This window comes from Caballeronia insecticola (assembly GCF_000402035.1).
Taxonomy (GTDB): Bacteria; Pseudomonadota; Gammaproteobacteria; order Burkholderiales; family Burkholderiaceae; genus Caballeronia; species Caballeronia insecticola.
In genome coordinates, this window is the sequence record NC_021294.1 from 1,079,452 (window position 1) to 1,098,483 (window position 19,032).

The window sequence follows — 19,032 nt, forward strand, 5'->3', positions numbered from 1 at the left end:
GCGACTCAGTTCGGTCCGAGCTGCCCGTCCCGCAGCCGCCACAGCAGCAACGGATTGTCGTCCGCGAGCGCCTCCGGCAGCAACGCCGCCGGCAAGTCCTGATAGCACACGGGGCGCAGGAAGCGCTCGATCGCCATCGCGCCGACCGAAGTCGAGCGGCTGTCGGACGTCGCCGGATAAGGCCCGCCGTGGACCATCGCATACGAGACTTCTACGCCGGTCGGAAAGCCGTTCGCCAGAATCCGCCCGACCTTGCGTTCGAGCACCGGCAGAAGCCGCCGCGCGAGTTCGACATCGTCCTGTTCCATCAGCAGCGTCGCGGTCAGTTGGCCTTCGAGACTACGCGCGACCGCGATCATCTCGTCCTCGTCGCGACACACGACGATCACCGACGTCGGCCCGAAAATCTCCTCCGCCAGTTGCGGCCGCGCGAGAAACTCCTCCGCGCTCACGCGATACAGCGCCGGCCGCGCGCCGCTCGCCGTCTCGCCCTTCGCGCCCGTCGCGATGCGCTTCGCGGCGCCATCGCGCTGCTTGATGCCGTCGGCGTAGGCGGAAGCGATGCCCGCCGTGAGCATCGTCTGCACGCCCTTCTTTTCGAGCGCGGCGGCGGCGTTGTCGATGAAATCGTCGAGATCGGAGTCTTCCAGACCGATCACGAGACCCGGATTCGTGCAGAACTGGCCGACGCCCAGCGTGACCGAATCGATATAGCCCGCCGCCAGCGTGTCGCCGCGCGCCGCGAGCGCGCCCGGCAGCACGAAGACCGGGTTGATGCTGCTCATCTCGGCGTACACGGGAATGGGCACTGGCCGCTTCGCCGCGATATCGACGAGCGCCAGCCCGCCGCGCCGCGAGCCGGTGAAGCCGATCGCCTGGACCGCGGGATGCGCGACCAGCGCCTCGCCGATCGCATTGCCCGCCCCGACGATCAGCGAGAACACGCCCTCGGGCAAGCCGCTGTCGGCGACGGCTTTCTGCACCGCGCGCCCGACCAGTTCCGACGTGCCGAGATGCGCCGGATGCGACTTCACGATGACCGGACAGCCCGCCGCGAACGCCGACGCGGTATCGCCGCCCGCGACCGAAAACGCCAGCGGAAAATTGCTCGCGCCGAACACGACGACCGGGCCGAGCGGAATCTTTTGCAGGCGCAGGTCGGCGCGCGGCAGCGGCTTGCGGTCCGGCTGCGCGGAATCGAGCGTCGCGCATAGCCAGCGGCCCTCGCGCACGAGCGACGCGAACAGCCGCAACTGCCCGACCGTGCGCGCGCGCTCGCCTTCGAGCCGCGCCTTCGGCAGCGCGGATTCGGCCATCGCGCGCTCGATCAGCGTGTCGCCCAGCGCGATGATGTTGTCCGCGATCGCTTCCAGAAACTGCGCGCGGGTTTCGAGCGGCGCGTGACGATAGTCGTCGAAGGCGGCGTCGGCGAGTTCGCACGCGCGCGCCACTTCCGCCGCGCCGCCGCCGCCGAACGCGGGCTCCAGATCGGCGTTGCGGGCGGGGTCGAACGCGCGGAGCGTGGCATCGGTGCCCCGCACGGCCGATGCGCCGATCAGCATTTCTCCGGTGATCTTCATGTCAGTTCCTCATCTCTGTTGGCGGTAGGCCGCGAGCGCCGCGTGGCCGCACGCTAATGCGAAGACTCGCGGCCCGCGCGAGTGTTCCGTGCGAGGCGCCGTCGAGGACGTTGAAGCAAATGCGATGCACGGTCCGGCATCGTGCGCAAACCGCCTGCCCGGCGACGCAAAAACTATAGGCGCGCGGGACCGCTTATCAAAGAAAGTGCGCTCGGGACCCGTCTTCAGGGCTTCGCGACGGGCGTCGCCGGCTTGCGAAACGTGATATGCGCGATGCGCCGCACCAGCAGCGCGGCGACCAGCGCCGCCACGGCCGTCAGCATGACGCCGATGTGGATCGCTTGCACGAGCGCGTCGCGGGCGGCGTCGAGCAGCGCGGGCGCATCGAGACCGGCGGCGCCCAGTTCGGCGAGCAGATGTTCGCGCAGCGCCTCATCGACGAGAATGCGCGGATCGGACAAGCGCGGCGACCATTGCGCCGACGCCGCCGCGCCCAGCACGCTGATCGTGCGCCCGACGACGCTCGCATAGTGATGCGCGACGATTGTCCCGACGATGCTCGTGCCCAGCATCCCGCCGACCATGCGCGTCGATTGCAGCAGCGCCGTGGTGATGCCGAAGCGCTCGCGGCCCGCGATTTCCTGCCCGAACACGTTCATGTTGTTCAGCACGAAGCCGAGCCCGATGCCGACCGCGGCCATCGGAATTTCGATCCAGAGATGCGGCGTCGAGGCGCGCGCGAACGCCAGCGCGATCGAGGCGAGCAACAGCAGCGTGAAGCCGATCGACAGAATGGTCACCGGGCGGCGCATGTGGATCACGATACGCGTGTTGATGAAGCTGCCGATGGCGATAAAAGCGGCGATCGGCGTCGCGAGCAGACCGGCTTCCTGCGGCGACAGCCCGAAGCCGCCCTGCAGCAAAAGCGGCGCAAAAAAGATCAGCGAGAACATGACGAAGCCCGCCAGAAACGACAGCGTGAACAGCGTGACGAGCTGCGAATCGCGGAAGATGTCGAGCGGGATGATCGGATGCGTCGCGCGCCGCTCGCAGATCAGCAGCGCCACCGCGCATACCGCGACGCCCGCGCCGAGCGCGAGATTGGCCGTCGTCGGGCCGTCCTTCGGCAGCGCCTCGATCAGCGCCTGAAAGCCGCCGAGCGCCAGCGCGACGAGCAGCGCGCCCGTCCAGTCGATCTTCACGCCACCCGCGCGCGGCCGGTGCAGGTTCGGCAGATGCGACCAGATGAAATACAGCGCCGCCGCGCCGACCGGCAGATTGACGAGGAAGGTCGAGCGCCAGCCCCAGTGCTGACTTATCCAGCCGCCGAGCGACGGCCCCGCCGCCGTGCCGATGCCGTAAGCCGCCGCCAGCACGACCTGCCAGCGCACGCGGGTACGCGGATCGGGGAACAGATCCGGAATCGACGCGAACGCGGTGCCGACCATCATCCCGCCGCCGACGCCCTGCAGCCCGCGCGCGAGCACCAGAAACAGCATGCCGGGCGCGAGCCCGCACAGCACCGACGCCACCGTGAACGTGATCACCGCCGCGATCACGAAGCGCTTGCGCCCGAAATAATCGCCGAGCCGTCCGAACACCGGCACCGTCACGACCGACGCCAGCAGATACGCGCTCGCGATCCACGCGTAGTACTCGAAGCCATGCAGTTCCGCGACGATCGACGGCAGCGCGGTGCTGACCACGGTCTGATCCAGCGCCACGAGCATATTGACGAGGCCGATGCCGAGCATCGCGTAGAGAGCGGTTCGGAACGGCAGTGCGGGGGCGGCGTGCGGCGTCTGAGTCACGATCGGTTGGGCGGGTTGACTGCGGAAATGCTACAAAGAGAACGCGTCCGCGCGTATTAAGCGGATGCTGATGTCGAGAACCACGAATTGTACGGGTTGCCTTGCGCTGGATCGACTTATCGCAAAAAAGCGGCGGCGCCGCGCGTCCGGCGCGCCCTATCATGCGGGAGTCGATCGGACGCAGGCATCGCGTGGGCTTCGCGCGGTTATCGCGCGGTTATCGTATCGCGAGCGGCCGTGTCCACCGTACGCCAATAGCGTCGTCATCTGGGGAAATCGCCATGTTCAAACGCATTCTCGTCGCCATCGACGGCAGCCGGACCTCGCAGCGCGCCTTCGAGGCCGCGCTCGATCTCGCCGTCACGCATCAGGCGCTCGTTCAGCCCTATTACGTCGTGGAAAGCGGACCGATGTATCTCGACGTGCCCGGCTACGATCCGTCGATATTGCATTCGAGCCTGATGGAACAAGGCGCGTCGCTCGCCCGCGAAGCCGCCGACGCGATGAAGGCGCGCGGCGTCGCGGGCGAAGTCGTGTCCGTCGAGGCCACCGCGAGCGACGATGTGGCCACGCTCATCACCAAGGCGGCGAAAACCTTCGGCGCGGATCTGCTGATCATGGGCACGCACGGCCGCAAAGGCTTCCAGCGCCTGATCCTCGGCAGCGTGGCCGAACGTTGCCTGCGTCACGCGAGCTTGCCGGTCCTGCTGATTCCGTCCGCGTCCGGTGCGCCGCCGGAACACGGCAGCGCATGACGTAAGAAGTTTCAAAACGTCGCCCGCCTGCGTCAATTTTTCACATTTGATGTCGGAGGCGCCGTGGGAAAATCGTTTTGTCAATCATCAACAAAACGAAGCCATGAGCGCCCTCTCAGACCCTTCCCGCACCCGGCGCAATGCGGCGCATTGTTCCAGTTGCGCCATGCGGCATCTGTGCATGCCGGAAGGCCTGTGCTCGAACGACATCGCCAAACTGGAGAACATCATCTCGGCCACGCGCCGGGTGAAGCGCGGCGAAGCGTTGTTTCGCGTGGGCGAGCGCTTCGAAGCGTTGTTCGCGGTGCGCTCAGGCTCGCTCAAGACGGTCGTCACGCATGACGGCGGCCGCGAACAGGTCACCGGGCTGCTCCTGGCCGGCGACGCGCTGGGCTTCGAAGCCATCGAGGAAGGCACGCATACGTGCGACGCCATCGCGCTCGAAGACAGTACCGTGTGCGTGGCGCCCTACCCGCTCTTCGAGCGCATGTGCCGCGAAACGGACGCCTTGCAAAGGCGCCTGAATCGCATGATGAGTCACGCGCTGAACCGCGAGGCGAACCACGTCGTGCGGCTCGGCATGCTGCGCGCCGACGAACGCGTCGCGGGTCTGCTGCTCGACATTTCGTCGCGGCTGTCCATGCGCGGTTACGCGTCGTCGGAATTTACGCTGCGCATGACGCGCGACGACATGGGCAGCTATCTCGGCATGACGCTCGAAACCGTGAGCCGCACGCTGTCCCGTTTCGACAAGGCGGGGCTCATCGAAACGCAGGGCAAGTTTATTCGTATCTGCGACTTCGACGGTCTGCGCGCCGTCTGACGGAACGTCGCGGTCGATTGTTTCCGGCAGCAGAATAATCGGCGCTCATATTTCAGTTGGCACGCGGTTCGCTACGCATTAGTCTTTTCGATTGGCCAGCCACGGAGATTGGGCGACATGAACCGCGAACCTTCCCTTCGACACCCGCTGCTGGAACGCCTCGCCGAGGCGCGCCGCGTCACTGACGAACTTTTCGACGTCGTCAAGCCCGAGCATTTGTACGACAGGCCGATCGCCGAGCGGCATCGCGTCGTGTTTTATATCGGGCATCTCGAAGCCTTCGACCGCAATCTTTTCGACCAGCGTCTCTTCAACGTACCCAGCATCAATCCCGAGTACGACCAGCTCTTCGCGTTCGGCATCGATCCGGTGGATGGCGGCCTGCCCGCCGACCAACCCGCCGACTGGCCGTCGCTCGAAGAAGTGCGCGAGTACAAAGAACGGGTCCGCGCCGATATCGACGCGCACTTCGATCCGGTCACGCTCGCCGCGTCGCCGGTTGCCGCCGACGCGTCGCCCACGCAGTTGCTCGAAGTCGCGATCGAGCATCGGCTGATGCATGCGGAAACGCTCGCCTACATGCTGCATCAATTACCGGTCGACAGAAAAATCGCGCCCGCCAATGCCCGTTCCGAGCGCGCGTCCGAACGCGCGCTCGAACATGAAACCGTGCACGTGCCGGCGGGCAGCGCGACGCTCGGCCTGACGCGCGACAGCGGCCGCTTCGGCTGGGACAACGAGTTCGGCGAGGAGCGCGTCGAGGTGCCGGCGTTCGAGATCGATCGCTATATGGTGACGAACGGCGATTATCTGCGCTTCATTGACGCGGGCGGTTACTGGAACCGTTCGCTCTGGGACGAAGCCGACTGGGCGTGGAAGGAGGAGCAGCGTATCGCGCATCCGGCCTTCTGGATTCCCGGCGACGACGACGACCCGCAAGGCGCATGGAAACTGCGCACGATGTTCGACGAGATCGCGCTGCCGCCCGACTGGCCTGTGTATGTGAGCCATGCCGAAGCGAAGGCTTATGCGCGCTGGGCGGGCAAGTCGCTGCCGACCGAGGCGCAATGGCAGCGCGCGGCGTCGGGTGCGCCGGGCGTCGCCGAGGGGAATTTCGATTTCCGCCGCTGGGATCCGTCGCCGGTGCAGGCTTATCCGGAGAATCGCAGCGAGTTCGGCGTCGAAGGGCAATTCGGCAACGGCTGGGAATGGACATCGACGGAATTCGGGCCGTTGAATGGCTTCGAACCGTTTCCGTTTTATCTCGGCTATTCGGCCAATTTCTTCGACGGCAAGCACTTCGTCATCAAGGGCGGCTCGCCGCGCACCGCCGCCTGCATGTTACGGCCGAGCTTCCGCAACTGGTTTCAGGCGCATTATCAGTACGTATATGCCGGGTTCCGCTGCGTGAGCAACTGACCGCGCTGACAACGCTGAAGCAAAAAAACGCCGCATGTTCCTGCGAACATGCGGCGTTTGCTTGTGTCGAGATGCCTGGAAAGTCGATCAGAAATCCGTTGTCATCGACAAGAGCACCGTGCGCGGCGCGCCTTGCGTCAGATAACCGCCGATCGTCGACGACCAGTACGACTTGTTCGCCACGTTGAGCACGCTCGCGCGGAACGTCGTCGGCTTGTTGAACAGCACGGTCGCGTAGCGCGCGCCGAGGTCGAAACGGTCCCACGCCGGAATTGACAGCGTGTTCGTCACGTTCAGATACTGCGAGCCCGTGTGAATCCAGCGCGCCGTCAGCGTGAGGCCGTTCAGCACCGGCACGTCGTATTCCGCGTTGACGTTGAACATCATCGTCGGCACGCCGATCGGCTTGTTGCCGTCGGTTGCGCCCGTGCCCGTGTCGTACTGCGTCGCGTGGATATAGGTCGCGCCCGCGATCAGGCGCACGCCGTGCACCGGCTCGCCGTAGATCGACGCCTCCAGCCCGCGATGCCGCTGCGTGCCGTCCGCCACGAACACGTTCGAGCTGTTCACGAACGTCAGCGGCCGCTCGATCTGGAACGCCGCGAACGACGCGCCGTACTGACCGTTGTCGTACTTCGCGCCGACTTCCCACTGCTTCGACTTAGCCGGCGGCAACTGGTCGCCGAAGTTCACGGCGGTATTGGGCGCCGAATCGCCGATCGTCAGCGCTTCGCTGTGATTCGCGTAGATCGCGACATCCTGCATCGGCTTGACGACGAGACCGAAGACCGGCGTCGTGATCGAATCGTTGTAGTTGCGCGTCTGAGCGCCGGTATAGGCGTAGGTGTTCGTCAGCAATTCCTGATGGCGCGCGCCGATCGTGAAGAGCACGCGGTCGTGCAGGAAGCCGAGCGTGTCGGAGATCGCAACGCTGCGCATCAGGTTGTACGACACCGTCTGCGGATCTGCGTTGTTGCCGCCCGTCAGCGTGGTCGCCGGAAACGGCACTTGCGGCGTGTCGTAGAGGCTCGTCGGGAACGAACTGCTGAACGTGAACGCCGACTTCGAATCGACACGCACGATCGACGCGCCCGCCGTCACGAAGTGCGACACCGGCCCCGTGTTGAAGTGGCCGCGCACGCCGGCTTCGGCGGACGAACCGTCTTCCTTGTGCGGCACGCCGAGACGCGTTGCGGTCGTCGTGCCGTTCGCCTGAATGCTCGGCGACGAATATTCGCCGTGCTCGTCCGTGTGGCGCACGCCGCCCGTCACGTAAGCGGTCCAGCCCGGATAGAAGTCGTACTCGGCGCGCAGAATGCCGACGGTGTCTTCGATCGAACTGAAGCTCCACGTCTGCCCGTAGTTGTAGGTCGCCGACGGCGGCTCCGGAATGAAGTTGGCGAAGTCGTTGACGGTCGGACGTCCGCCGTTGATGCGCTGGCGCTGATACAGAAAATCGCCGTACAGACGCAGCTTGTCGCCGCGCCAGTCGAGCGATACGGCCGTGGTGTTGTCACGGCGATGTTCGCCGTCGATGCTCGTTTCGCCGTCGTGATTCGCCTGATTCACGCGAATGCCGAACTGCCCTTCGCTGCCGAAGCGCCGGCCGATATCGACGTGCGCGCCGATCTCGCCCGATGCCGAGCCGTCGAGCGTCACGCGCGTGAGCGGCTTGTCGTCGGCGCGCTTCAATTGCAGGTTCAGGCCGCCGCCGATCCCCGAGCCGTTCGGCGATGCGCCGTTCAGAAACGCATTCGCGCCCTTGAACAGGTCCACGCGTTCGAGCGCATCGGTCGCGACGAGCTGGCGCGGCGTGATGCCGTACAGGCCGTTCAGCGAGACATCGTCGCCCTGAAGCTGGAAGCCGCGAATGACGTACGTCTCCGCGAAGTTGCCGAAAGCATAGGCCGTCCGGACGGCCGGGTCGTTCGCGAGCACGTCCGCGATCGTGCGTGCCTGCTGATCTTCGATCAGCTTCGACGTGTAGGTCGTCATGCTGAACGGCACGTCGATCATCTTCTGCTTGCCGAGCACGCCGAAGTCCGCGCCACGCGCGACCTGGCCGCCCGCGAATGTCGGTTCGAGATCGCCGGGCAACTGCTCCTTGGACGCCTGCACCCTGACGGCGGGCAGCGCACTCTCCTGCGGGGCGGCAGCGCCCTCGGCATTGCCCGTATCGGACGACTGGGCGTGCGCCGACAGGGAGAAGACCATCGTCACGGCTGCGACGATGACGGCGCGATGAGCCAGCGCCTTCGCAGGCACGGCCTGCAAGGAGTGTGAACGGGATGCGGACATGAATCAGGGAAACGTCGAAATGGTCGGTCTTCCGTCCCGGGGCATGAATGGAATCCGGGCGGCGTTATTCTGCGTCGCAAGACCGGTCGCGCGCGTGCGCGACGGATGGGACTAGCGTTATGCGCGGATTATAAATTGAATAAGATTCGTTATCATTCAATAACCTAAGGATTTGCGCGAACGCAACATCCCACCCGCGCGAGGGGTTCGCATCGAGCTTTATTCGAGCTATTGCGCTTGATTTCGACGCTGTCGCCAGCGCAGGCAGTAAAACGTTCAGGATGTCAGCGAGCGTTCCCGAGCGTGCGCGAGTTCGTCGCCGCCGCTGAGAGACGCCGCGCGGCGCGTTTCCTGAACCAGATGATGAGGCCGGTCGCGCTCAGCATCGCAACCGCAACGCCGACCGCGCTCACGAGAATGCGTCCGGCCACGCCCGCGATGCGGCCCGAGTGCAGCGGAAACTGCGCCTGCATGAAGATGTCGCCGGCAGAACCGCGGCCCGGAATCGACGAGCCCGCGAGCGCGCCGGTATGGCCGTTGTAGTACAGCCAGGCATTGCCGAGACCGACGTCGCCGTGCTCGCGTCCGGGTGCGAAGAAGCCGACGCCGTACGCCTGAAACATCGGCGCGTAGTAGAGCGCGCCCATCGGACCGCTCAGGTTTTCGCGACGGGCGTCGCGCGCGGCCGCAGCGAGAATCTGCTCGCGCGTGGCGGGCGGCTGGCCGGGCGGACCGGCGCGCACGAGATCGGCGTTTTCGGTGAACGACGGCGTGAGCTTCGAGAACAGCGAGACGACGGGCCGCATCACCGGATCGGCGAGATTCATCGAGATCGACGTGAGCGCCATGACCAGCAGCAAACCCCAGATCCACACGCCGCCCGAGCGATGCAAATCGAACGTGAGCGCATAGCCGCCGCGCTTCACGCGAAACGCGAACGACTTGCGCCACGCCTTCACGCTCGGAAACGACAGCACGAGCGCAATGCCGCTGTCGAACAGCCACATGATGCCGACGATGCCGATCAGCCACGTGCCGACATCGAACCCGCCGACGATCGGCAGATGCAGCGTGTAATGCAGCTTGTAGAGAAACGGCATCAGGCCGATGCGCGCGAGCGACACCGCGCCCCACATGCGCTGCGCCTGCACGTGTCCCGTGGCCGGATCGACAGCGATCTGGTTGTACGCGACGTCGTACGGCGCTTTCGTGGCCGGATCGGTGCGCGGCATGACCATCAGTTGCGCGGTGTGACCCGGCTCGACGCCGAGCGGCAGATACGTCACCTCGACACGCGGATCGGCCGCCTCGACGCGCCGCGCGAGTTCGAGCGGCGGCAGCGCCGGTGCGTCGGTGCGCGCATGGAAGAACGACGGATTCAGCAGCGCATCGATTTCGTGATCCCACGCGATGATCGCGCCGGTCAGCCCCGACACGAACAGAAAGAGCGCGGTCGCGACGCCCAGCCAGCGATGCAGGCGAACCAGAATCGGCCTCATGCCCGCGAATCCTCAAGGCGATAGTGGTGCGCGACGGCAATCATGAATGCGGTTTCATGTAAATAGGAATTGTTCGCATTCTATAGATGCCGGCGGTCACATACAAGGCTCTCGTAAGGTGATGCGACCTTATTCGTTCCGACGCCCCGACATACTTTGAAATAACTCCCGCGAAACGCCCGTCCCTTGTACCGCAAGGCTTTGCGGGCGGCGCGTGACATTCCATGAAATAGTTTGTGCGTGGTTTTTAACCGGGCCGGTCGCCAGAATGGGGTCATTCGCAACTCACCCACCAAGGCGAACATCATGGAACTGCTCGGAAAAATCTCGCTGTACGCGATGGGCATCGTCCTCACCGCGTCGTTGATCGAAGCTGTCGTCCTGCATTTCAAGCACAAGGGCACCGACCGTGCCTTCGACTGGCACGAGACCTGGATCTCGCTCGCCGATCTCGTCGGCCGCAAGCTGCTCGCCTTCCTGCCGCTCTCGCTCGTGACGCCAGTGTTCAACTTCGCGTGGGAACATCGCATCCATACGGTCACGACGAACACCGCGCTCACGCTCTTCCTGCTCTTCATCGGACAGGAGTTCTGCTACTACTGGTATCACCGCGCGTCGCACACGATCCGCTTCTTCTGGGCCAATCACGCGGTTCATCATTCGCCGAACCAGTTGACGCTCTCCTCCGCGTACCGGCTCGGCTGGCTGACCAAGATCGCCGGTTCGGCCATCTTCTTCACCCCGCTCGTGTGGTTTGGCGTAAAGCCCGACGTGGTGCTCGCTGTCGTGTCGATCAACCTGCTCTATCAGTTCTGGCTGCACGCCACCTGGATTCCGAAGCTCGGCTGGCTCGAATATGTGTTCAACACGCCGTCGGCGCACCGCGTGCACCATGCGTCGAACGCGACGTATCTCGATGCGAACTTCGGCGGCGTGCTGATCATCTTCGATCGCCTGTTCGGCACGTATGTCGCAGAGCGCGCCGACGAACCGTGCCGCTACGGCCTCACGACGCCGACCACGTCGCACAACCCGATCGTCGTCGAGACCGAGCACTGGGTGAGCCTCGTCCGCGACATGATTCACGCGAAGAGCGTGTCGGATGCGGCCGGCTTCCTGCTCCGCCCGCCCGGCTGGCTGCCGAACGGCGAAGGGAAGACGACCGAAGAGTTGCAGAAGCGCGCCCTCGGGCACTGAGCAGCGCGTGAGGCAGCAAGTCAGAATCCCGATGACCGGTCATGTCCGGCATCGGGAATCGTCATTTGCGCATGCGGATGGTCGCGGCCGCCACGCCCGCGGCGGCGAATCCGCATAACGCCGACAGCAGCGCGACGGCGCGCAGTGCGTCGGCCAGGGCCTCCGATTCCGCGCGCGCGATCGTCGGCGATGCCGGTGCCGAAGCGGCATCCGCTTCGAGCAAACGCACGTCGGGGCGCGCCTCCATCGGCACATGCAGTCGATCGAGCCGCGCCGACAACGCCGCGCCATGCGCCCACACGAACGCGATACCGAGCACGGCGATCGCCAGCAGGCTCGCGACGCGCGCCACGGCGTTATTGATGCCCGACGCCACGCCCGCGCGCTCGCCCGGCACCGACGCCATCACGGTCGTGGTGAGCGGCGCGACGGTGATCGTCATGCCGAGCGCGAGCACGACCAGCCCGGGAAAAAAGCCGCTCCAGTAACTTCCGGCGACGAACGGCCACGCGAGCATCGCGAAGCCGATTCCCGCGATGCACGGGCCGGCGGTCAAAAGCGCCCGCGCGCCATAACGGCTCGTCAGCCCGCCGGTGAAGCGCGACAGCAAGCCGATGATGAGCGGCATCGGCAGCACGGCCGCGCCCGCTTCGGCGGCGCTGTAGCCATAGGCGCGAATCAGCGTGAACGGCAGAAAAAACAGCACGCCGCCGAGCCCGAAATACAGCAGCAGCGTGACGACGTTGGCGCCGCTGAAATCGCGCGAACGAAACACGTCGAGCGGGACCATCGGATCGCGGCTTTTCGCTTCGATCGCGACGAACCCGATCAGCAGCAGCACGCCCGCCGCGATCATGGCGAGCACGCGCCAGTCGGCAAAACCGCGCGCGGGCGCCTCGGTGAGCCCGTAGGTCAGCGCGGCGAGCCCGGCCGCCGCGCTCGCCGCGCCGGGCCAGTCGAGCGTGTCCGGCGCATCGGCTTTGTGGCTGTCGGGCACGGATGCTATCGCGAGCACGATCGTCGCGATGGCGAGCGGCAGATTGAGGAAAAAGATCGCGCGCCAGGAAAAGACATCGACGAGCCAACCGCCCGCCGCCGGCCCCAGCGACGACGTGATCGCGCCCACGCCGGCCCACGTGCCGATCGCCCGTCCGCGCGCCTCGCCTTCGAACACCGCACCGATGATCGCGAGACTGCTCGGCACCAGCAGCGCCGCGCCGATGCCCTGCACCGCGCGCGCCGCGATCAGCCAGCCGGTGTTCGGCGCGAAGCCGCATCCCGCCGACGCCACCATGAAAATCGCGACGCCCGCGACGAACACCTTGCGCCGCCCGAGCTTGTCGCCCATCGAGCCGCCCACGAGAACCAGCGCGCCGAGAAAGAGCAGGTACGCGTTCACGACCCATTGCATCGCCGCGATGCTCGCGCCCAGTTCGTTCTGAATGGACGGCAGCGCGACGTTCACGACCGAGCCGTCGATGAACGCCATGCTCGACCCGAGAATCGTCGCGCTTAGCGCCAGGCGCTTGCGGGGGCATGGACGCGCGTCGTCGGCGGGCTGCGCGCGAATGACCTCCTCGTCGCAGGGACTCGCCGGCGATGCGACGGCGTGCCGCGCGTCCGGACGGCTATCGACAGGTCGGCTGATCAATTCGGCTCCGTGCTTTCATGCAATTCCGATGCGTTAGTAGAGGCCAAAGGTCCGCCCATGTCCACGTCGGGAATGTGGTTGGCAAGCTCAAATGATAATGGTTATCATTAACCATCCCGAGTACGCAGACATCCAGGTCGACGCAAAGGGCGAAGGAACAGGAGCCCTCGCCATGCATCAGCAAATAGCCGACCTCGCCCCCGACACTTCCCATTCCGAAGCGCCGAGCCTGCCGCTCTGGGAAGCGGCCATGCGCCAGGCCATGAAGGCCGAGCGAGAAAGCCGCATCGCGCTGGCGGCGGCCGGTTATGAGCGGGCGTTGTCGGTCGCGCTCCGGCTGATTGAAGCGCCGCCCGCGGCACGCACGGACGACTGCCTCGCGGCGCTCGTCGTGTCGCATCACAACCTCGCGGATCTGCGCGTGGCGCAAGGCGATCTCGATAGCGCAGCGCATCTGCTCGGCCGCGCGCATGCCGTGCTCGTCGCGCTTTCGCTCGCCGTCGACCGGCCCGCGGCGCTGCGTCAGGCCGCGCTGCGTCACAGCCGCGAAACGTATGTCGCGCTGATTCGCCACATCGCCCGCCATGGGCCTCATCCGCACATCACGCGCGCTATCGCCGACGCCGATGCCGCGCTCCATCCCGGCGGCACGACGCGGCACTGAGCAGCCCACCTTCATCGACCCGACAGGAGCTTTCGATGCCTCACGCCCTTCCTCCCCTTCCCTATGCCTTCGACGCGCTGGAACCGAACATCGACGCCCGCACGATGGAAGTCCATCACACGAAGCATCATCAGACCTATGTCAACAATCTCAATGCCGCGCTCGACCAGTCGGATCAGAAGGATGTGCCGGTCGAGACGCTGATCGCGCGCATCGACGCGTTGCCCGAGGCGCTGCGGCTGCCCGTGCGCAACAACGGCGGCGGACATGCGAACCATAGCCTGTTCTGGACGATCATGTCGCCCGACGGCGGCGGCACGCCCGAAGGCGAACTCGCCGCTGCGATCGATCAGGATCTAGGCGGCTTCGATGCGTTCAAGGACGCCTTCACGAAAGCCGCGCTCACGCGCTTCGGCAGCGGATGGGCGTGGCTCAATGTCGACCGGCAGGGCAAGCTCGCCGTCGAGAGCACCGCGAATCAGGATAGCCCGCTGATGGCCGGGATCGCGTCGGGCAATACGCCGATTCTCGGTCTCGACGTGTGGGAGCACGCCTATTACCTCAAGTACGAGAATCGCCGCCCGGAGTACATCGCGGCGTTTTATAACGTGGTGAACTGGCCGGAGGTGGCGCGTCGTTACAAGGCGGCGCGCGGCGCATAGGCGGATGAGTAGGTAGGCGTCACGCAGGCGTCACGCGGCCAGTCCATGCAAAAATATCGCGACCTGGACAGCCACTCAAAGTCACCGCATGCCTCTGACGGTCGATATCGTCATCTATGACGGCTTCAAGGCGCTCGAAGCGATCGGCTCGCTCAGCGTCTTCACCTACGCGAATATCCATCTGACGCGGCGCGGGCTGGCCGGCCGCTACGATGTCAGGCTCGCATCGACGCGGCGCGGCGAGATCATGTCGGATACCGGCGTGCCGCTCACGGCCGCAAAACGCATCGATACGCTCGCGCTGCCGCACACGGCGATCATCGTCGGCGCGTGGCAGATCGAAGAGGCTGTGGGCGCCGCGCCCGAAATCGTGCAATGGGTCGAAGCGGCTGCGGGCCGCATGCAGCGCACGGCGGCGCTGTGCTCGGGCGCGTTCTTTCTCGCCGCCGCGGGTCTGCTCGATGGCCGCCGCGCGACGACACACTGGGCCGTCGCCGATGCGCTCAAGCAGCGTTATCCGGCGGTGCGCGTCGATGCGGACTGCATCTTTATCCGCGAGGGAAATCTATGGACGTCGGCGGGCGTCACGGCGGGCATCGATCTGGCGCTCGCGCTCGTCGAAGAGGATTTCGGGCTGGACGTCGCGCTGGATGTCGCGCGCGATCTCGTCGTGTATCTCAAGCGTCCCGGCGGACAATCGCAGTTCAGCTCGCATCTCGTAAGTCAGGCGACGCAAAATCCGGGCATTCGCGATGTGCAGGACTGGATTCTCGGCAACCTGCAACGCGAGCTTTCTGCGGCGGATATGGCGGAACGTCTGTCGATGAGCGTGCGCAATTTCAATCGCTCTTTCAAGCGCGAAACCGGCACGACGCCCTCGACGTTTGTGACGCGCGCGCGCATCGAGGCCGCGCGCAGGTTGCTCGAAGAAGGCAATCTGCCCGCGAAGACGATTGCCGCCGACAGCGGCTTCAAGACTTACGAAGCGATGCGCAAGGCGTTTCAGCACGCGCTTGGCGTGACGCCGCTCACGTATCGCGAACGCTTCGGCATGGGCCGCCTGCAGCAGAATCAATAAACGACGACGGAACGAATCGACTCGCCCTTCTTCATCAGGTCGAAGCCTTCGTTGATCTGTTCGAGCTTGAGATGATGCGTGATCAGATCGTCGATATTGATCTTGCCTTCCATGTACCAGTCGACGATCTTCGGCACATCCGTGCGGCCGCGCGCGCCGCCGAACGCCGAGCCTTTCCATTCGCGGCCCGTGACCAGTTGAAACGGCCGCGTGCTGATTTCCTCGCCCGCCGCCGCCACGCCGATGATGAACGACTGGCCCCAGCCCTTATGCGTGCATTCGAGCGCCTGACGCATGAGCTTCACGTTGCCCACGCATTCGAACGAATAATCCGCGCCGCCATCGGTCAACTGCACGATGTGATCGACGACGTTCTCCACTTCCTTCGGGTTGATGAAGTGCGTCATGCCGAACTTCTTCGCGAGTTCGATACGCCCCGGATTGATATCGACGCCGATGATCTTGTCCGCGCCCACCATTTTCGCGCCCTGAATCACGTTCAGCCCGATGCCGCCGAGTCCGAACACGACGACGTTCGCGCCCGCTTCCACTTTCGCCGAATACACGACCGCGCCGACGCCCGTGGTCACGCCGCAGCCGATGTAGCAGATCTTGTCGAACGGCGCGTCTTCACGCACTTTCGCGACCGCGATCTCCGGCACCACGATGTAGTTCGAAAACGTCGATGTACCCATGTAGTGGAACAAAGGCTTGCCATTGAGCGAAAAACGCGAAGTAGCATCGGGCATCAAGCCTTTGCCTTGCGTCGAACGAATCGCCTGACAGAGATTGGTTTTGCGCGACAGGCAGAACTTGCACTGGCGACNTTCCGGCGTGTAAAGCGGAATGACATGATCGCCCTTCTTCAACGTGCCGACGCCCGGCCCGACATCGACGATAACGCCTGCGCCTTCGTGCCCGAGAATNGCCGGGAAGAGGCCTTCCGGGTCTGCGCCCGAGAGCGTGTAGTAATCGGTATGACAGATGCCCGTCGCTTTCACTTCGATCAGCACTTCACCGGCGCGCGGGCCTTCGAGATCGACTTCTTCGATCGTCAGCGGTTTTCCGGCTTCCCATGCAATGGCGGCTCGTGTTTTCATGTTCCCTTTTCACCCGGTTATCGATTAGACGAATCTTCGGCCACATCGGGCGGCCATGGCCCGATACGCATGCGCGCTGGCTAAGATGCAGTGCATGTTGGCCGAAGGTCGGTGCGCGCAGGCTTCATGTATGCGCGCTAAGCTTGAGCGACTGCGCTCGCGTCGAGAGGACGTCATGAGTCGAATGGAAGGGTTTGCCCAAAGCCGATGGCTCGCCGATGCACGCGAGGAAATCGCCGCGGCGCTGCGAACATCGGACCAGGCGTGGCTTCAGGACATGAGCATGCGCTGGGGATGCCGCCTCGCAATGCTTGTCGCCGATTTCGGCGTGCGCGTGATGCTGCACGACGACGGCATTGTTATGAAGGTTGAGTTGCCTGTCGATGCGGCGGGCGCGCCGCACGACGCTTCACTCGAATTCGACGATCGCTTGGCGGATTCGCTCACGCGTGCCGCATGGATCAAGCTCGCGAAATTCGAAGAACTGGCAATCGCGGTGCTTGAAGCGAGCGCGCTCATCGCCGGACACGCGAAGTGCGATGCGTGCCGCGATACGATCGTCGGCTGGCGGCAGATGCTGTGCGCGGCGAACGAGTGGCCGCGAGACGAAGCGGACGCGTTCGTCGGCCACGCATGTAGACCGATCCTGAAGGCGTTCATGAACCTCGCGTCGTGCGCGACCGACGGCCATCAGTTCGAACTCGCCCGCGCTGGCGATTATGCGGAGACCTGGTTCGAGTTCGAGCATTTCTGCGCGAATGTCGATGCCCAACCCGTGACGGAATGGGGACGCAAATATCGGAATCAGGAAGCGGCGACGACAACGCTTGGGCCGTTACCGCGTGTATTCGACATCCATACAGCCAGGCGGCCTGTCGTCTGAAGGGCGAATGATCAGAATCCGCGACGCATGAGAAACGTCATGCCTTTTTCGCGGTCGTGATTCACGCCGAGTTGGGGATTCGCCTGAAAATGCCATTCGTCGTCTTCGCTTGCGAGGTCGCTTCGTGACCTTTCAGGATTCGGCAAGGAATAAGGAGAAAGCGCCTGCGGATATCGACGATTTTCCGGCTCGAAACGCGGAGCCAGTCCCGTTCGCGACAGCGATGCTGTCGTCGAATATTTCGCGCTGCTGCCGTAGGAAAAATTGGCATGCACCGTGCGCACGGAACGTATGCCGGCGGTCGAAACAACTGCCGGGTACGGAAAAAACACCATGCCGGCGGCCGCTCGTTCCAGGGGAAGCAAACGGGCCTGCTCATTGGCTGATGCAAAACCACCGACGAAACATATGACGCCGGCGATCCAGAACTTCCGAATAAGACGTGTCATTGAATGCCTGCGAAACGCTGAAAATGATTTCCGGCACTACACGTTCAGGATACTTGCTTTATTGAGATGCGATTTGGTTAATCGTCAGATTCGTGGTAAATCAGCCACTCTTTTGGGACGATAAATCTAATTGGATTCCTTTCGATATCCTGAACTAGGGCATATTGCGATGCAGCGATTTTGCGGGAAAACGCTGCATCGGGATGATTGAGAAATCGCTTTGCATCGTCGACATCGCATCTATGCCGATCGCTGGAAAACGGTGCAAAACGCACCCGGCGAACGCACGTAATACTCGCGATCGAAGATATCGTTCAACTGCAACGACGCGTCATTTACCTGCTGAACCGATAACCAATCTGCGCACTGAAAATCGCATAAGCGCCGGCATGTCAGCGCTATCTCCCCCGCGATTCAACCCACGTCATCCCGCGCTACCACTCAACGCAACCCGCCGGAAAAACTGCGCGAGCACGTCTTGCGCGAACTGCGCCGGCACCGATTGTGGGTCCGACGAATAGAAGAACTGCACGCCGTCGCACAGCGCGATCAGCCCGAGCGCCATCTGTTCCGCGGGCATCGTGAGCGGCGTGCCGACGCGCTCCGAAAACGCCTTGATGTACTCGGTCGTCGTTTGCCGCAATTCGCGCATGAGCGCGTTGAAGCTTGCGCGGAAGGTCGCGTCGCGGCTCGCGTGCAGCTTGGCTTCGACCCATAGCAGAAAGCACGCGTTGTCCTGATAGCACTCGCTGTAGTACTGCAGAACGCGCGCTTCGAGATCGGCGCGCGAGGCCTCGGCATCTTCGAAAATGGTCGAGAGGCGCTGCATGATGGTGTCGTGGTCGCGCTTGAGTACTTCGAGCAGCAACTCGGCCTTGCTGCCGAAATTCGAATAGAACGCACCGCGCGTGTAGCCCGCATCGGCGGCGACATCTTCGACGCTCGCCGCGCCGAATCCCTTCTTCGTGAATACCGCCTGCGCAGCATCGAGCAGACGCTGACGTGTCTGGTCACGGCTCTGTTCACGGGTAAGGCGTACGGGTTTCATGCTCGAAGTGTAGCATCGGCGGGCTTACAAATCCGGCTTTGCATTCAGATACAACTGTGTATTAGAATTCATCACGTATTTGCGTCCGGGTTGTCGAAACCCTTGCCAGACGGCG

General features: G+C 64.2%; 16 protein-coding genes. 8 read left to right on the plus strand and 8 right to left on the minus strand.

What is annotated here, in order from left to right:
• Positions 1–5 precede the first annotated feature (5 nt).
• Both BRPE64_RS19110 and BRPE64_RS19115 read right to left on the minus strand, forming a co-directional pair.
• The gene (locus BRPE64_RS19110) at positions 6–1,580 is read right to left on the minus strand and encodes an aldehyde dehydrogenase (NADP(+)) (RefSeq protein WP_016355171.1); all 1,575 of its coding nucleotides are present in this window, start codon (positions 1,578–1,580) and stop codon (positions 6–8) included.
• A gap of 224 nt (positions 1,581–1,804) precedes the next feature.
• Positions 1,805–3,334: an MFS transporter gene (locus BRPE64_RS19115; RefSeq protein WP_016355172.1), complete on the minus strand. Its 1,530-nt coding sequence runs from the start codon at positions 3,332–3,334 to the stop codon at positions 1,805–1,807.
• 338 nt (positions 3,335–3,672) lie between these two features.
• On the opposite strand from BRPE64_RS19115, the gene BRPE64_RS19120 reads away from it, so the two are divergent.
• From BRPE64_RS19120 to BRPE64_RS19130, 3 genes are all read left to right on the plus strand, one after another.
• Entirely contained in the window at positions 3,673–4,146 is a 474-nt protein-coding gene (locus BRPE64_RS19120; protein ID WP_016355173.1) for a universal stress protein, read from the plus strand.
• 103 nt (positions 4,147–4,249) lie between these two features.
• Positions 4,250–4,969, plus strand: a complete 720-nt coding sequence (locus BRPE64_RS19125; RefSeq protein ID WP_144063445.1) for a helix-turn-helix domain-containing protein — start codon at positions 4,250–4,252, stop codon at positions 4,967–4,969.
• 117 nt (positions 4,970–5,086) lie between these two features.
• Positions 5,087–6,388: an SUMF1/EgtB/PvdO family nonheme iron enzyme gene (locus BRPE64_RS19130; protein ID WP_044042494.1), complete on the plus strand. Its 1,302-nt coding sequence runs from the start codon at positions 5,087–5,089 to the stop codon at positions 6,386–6,388.
• An 87-nt stretch (positions 6,389–6,475) separates the two neighbouring features.
• Here BRPE64_RS19130 and BRPE64_RS19135 read toward each other — a convergent pair whose 3' ends face one another.
• Together BRPE64_RS19135 and BRPE64_RS19140 are read right to left on the minus strand one after the other, a co-directional pair.
• Complete coding sequence (locus BRPE64_RS19135; RefSeq protein ID WP_084675778.1) at positions 6,476–8,686, minus strand: TonB-dependent receptor; 2,211 nt, start codon at positions 8,684–8,686, stop codon at positions 6,476–6,478.
• 284 nt (positions 8,687–8,970) lie between these two features.
• Positions 8,971–10,185, minus strand: coding sequence for a PepSY-associated TM helix domain-containing protein (locus BRPE64_RS19140; protein WP_016355177.1), 1,215 nt, complete (start codon positions 10,183–10,185; stop codon positions 8,971–8,973).
• A gap of 306 nt (positions 10,186–10,491) precedes the next feature.
• Between BRPE64_RS19140 and BRPE64_RS19145 the strand changes: the two genes are divergently transcribed.
• A complete protein-coding gene (locus BRPE64_RS19145) occupies positions 10,492–11,382 on the plus strand; it encodes a sterol desaturase family protein (RefSeq protein WP_016355178.1) in 891 nt (296 codons plus the stop codon).
• 61 nt (positions 11,383–11,443) lie between these two features.
• On the opposite strand, the gene BRPE64_RS19150 is transcribed toward BRPE64_RS19145, so the two are convergent.
• Positions 11,444–13,033, minus strand: coding sequence for an MFS transporter (locus tag BRPE64_RS19150; RefSeq protein WP_016355179.1), 1,590 nt, complete (start codon positions 13,031–13,033; stop codon positions 11,444–11,446).
• Between the two features lie 172 nt (positions 13,034–13,205).
• Between BRPE64_RS19150 and BRPE64_RS19155 the strand changes: the two genes are divergently transcribed.
• From BRPE64_RS19155 to BRPE64_RS19165, 3 genes are all read left to right on the plus strand, one after another.
• Positions 13,206–13,697: a hypothetical protein gene (locus tag BRPE64_RS19155; protein ID WP_016355180.1), complete on the plus strand. Its 492-nt coding sequence runs from the start codon at positions 13,206–13,208 to the stop codon at positions 13,695–13,697.
• A gap of 35 nt (positions 13,698–13,732) precedes the next feature.
• Positions 13,733–14,359: a superoxide dismutase gene (locus BRPE64_RS19160; protein ID WP_044042496.1), complete on the plus strand. Its 627-nt coding sequence runs from the start codon at positions 13,733–13,735 to the stop codon at positions 14,357–14,359.
• A gap of 88 nt (positions 14,360–14,447) precedes the next feature.
• Positions 14,448–15,437: a GlxA family transcriptional regulator gene (locus tag BRPE64_RS19165; RefSeq protein WP_016355182.1), complete on the plus strand. Its 990-nt coding sequence runs from the start codon at positions 14,448–14,450 to the stop codon at positions 15,435–15,437.
• Here BRPE64_RS19165 and BRPE64_RS19170 read toward each other — a convergent pair.
• A complete protein-coding gene (locus tag BRPE64_RS19170) occupies positions 15,431–16,537 on the minus strand; it encodes an S-(hydroxymethyl)glutathione dehydrogenase/class III alcohol dehydrogenase (protein WP_016355183.1) in 1,107 nt (368 codons plus the stop codon). The two genes, BRPE64_RS19165 and BRPE64_RS19170, sit on opposite strands and share 7 nt — an antisense overlap.
• Positions 16,538–16,712: 175 nt before the next feature.
• On the opposite strand from BRPE64_RS19170, the gene BRPE64_RS19175 reads away from it, so the two are divergent.
• A complete protein-coding gene (locus BRPE64_RS19175; protein ID WP_144063446.1) occupies positions 16,713–17,420 on the plus strand; it encodes a hypothetical protein in 708 nt (235 codons plus the stop codon).
• A gap of 11 nt (positions 17,421–17,431) precedes the next feature.
• Here the strand turns inward: BRPE64_RS19175 and BRPE64_RS32950 are convergent, their stop codons facing one another.
• Positions 17,432–17,869: a hypothetical protein gene (locus BRPE64_RS32950; RefSeq protein ID WP_144063447.1), complete on the minus strand. Its 438-nt coding sequence runs from the start codon at positions 17,867–17,869 to the stop codon at positions 17,432–17,434.
• Between the two features lie 424 nt (positions 17,870–18,293).
• Complete coding sequence (locus BRPE64_RS19185; RefSeq protein WP_016355187.1) at positions 18,294–18,917, minus strand: TetR/AcrR family transcriptional regulator; 624 nt, start codon at positions 18,915–18,917, stop codon at positions 18,294–18,296.
• Between the last annotated feature and the right edge of the window lie 115 nt (positions 18,918–19,032).

Excerpts from the sequence above, each read along its gene's own strand:
- BRPE64_RS19110 (WP_016355171.1), bottom strand. The coding sequence starts at position 1,580 with ATGAAGATCACCGGAGAAATGCTGATCGGCGCATCGGCCGTGCGGGGC.
- BRPE64_RS19115 (WP_016355172.1), bottom strand. The coding sequence starts at position 3,334 with ATGCTCGGCATCGGCCTCGTCAATATGCTCGTGGCGCTGGATCAGACC.
- BRPE64_RS19120 (WP_016355173.1), top strand. The coding sequence starts at position 3,673 with ATGTTCAAACGCATTCTCGTCGCCATCGACGGCAGCCGGACCTCGCAG.
- BRPE64_RS19125 (WP_144063445.1), top strand. The coding sequence starts at position 4,250 with ATGAGCGCCCTCTCAGACCCTTCCCGCACCCGGCGCAATGCGGCGCAT.
- BRPE64_RS19130 (WP_044042494.1), top strand. The coding sequence starts at position 5,087 with ATGAACCGCGAACCTTCCCTTCGACACCCGCTGCTGGAACGCCTCGCC.
- BRPE64_RS19135 (WP_084675778.1), bottom strand. The coding sequence starts at position 8,686 with ATGTCCGCATCCCGTTCACACTCCTTGCAGGCCGTGCCTGCGAAGGCG.
- BRPE64_RS19140 (WP_016355177.1), bottom strand. The coding sequence starts at position 10,185 with ATGAGGCCGATTCTGGTTCGCCTGCATCGCTGGCTGGGCGTCGCGACC.
- BRPE64_RS19145 (WP_016355178.1), top strand. The coding sequence starts at position 10,492 with ATGGAACTGCTCGGAAAAATCTCGCTGTACGCGATGGGCATCGTCCTC.
- BRPE64_RS19155 (WP_016355180.1), top strand. The coding sequence starts at position 13,206 with ATGCATCAGCAAATAGCCGACCTCGCCCCCGACACTTCCCATTCCGAA.
- BRPE64_RS19160 (WP_044042496.1), top strand. The coding sequence starts at position 13,733 with ATGCCTCACGCCCTTCCTCCCCTTCCCTATGCCTTCGACGCGCTGGAA.
- BRPE64_RS19165 (WP_016355182.1), top strand. The coding sequence starts at position 14,448 with ATGCCTCTGACGGTCGATATCGTCATCTATGACGGCTTCAAGGCGCTC.
- BRPE64_RS19175 (WP_144063446.1), top strand. The coding sequence starts at position 16,713 with ATGAGTCGAATGGAAGGGTTTGCCCAAAGCCGATGGCTCGCCGATGCA.
- BRPE64_RS32950 (WP_144063447.1), bottom strand. The coding sequence starts at position 17,869 with ATGACACGTCTTATTCGGAAGTTCTGGATCGCCGGCGTCATATGTTTC.
- BRPE64_RS19185 (WP_016355187.1), bottom strand. The coding sequence starts at position 18,917 with ATGAAACCCGTACGCCTTACCCGTGAACAGAGCCGTGACCAGACACGT.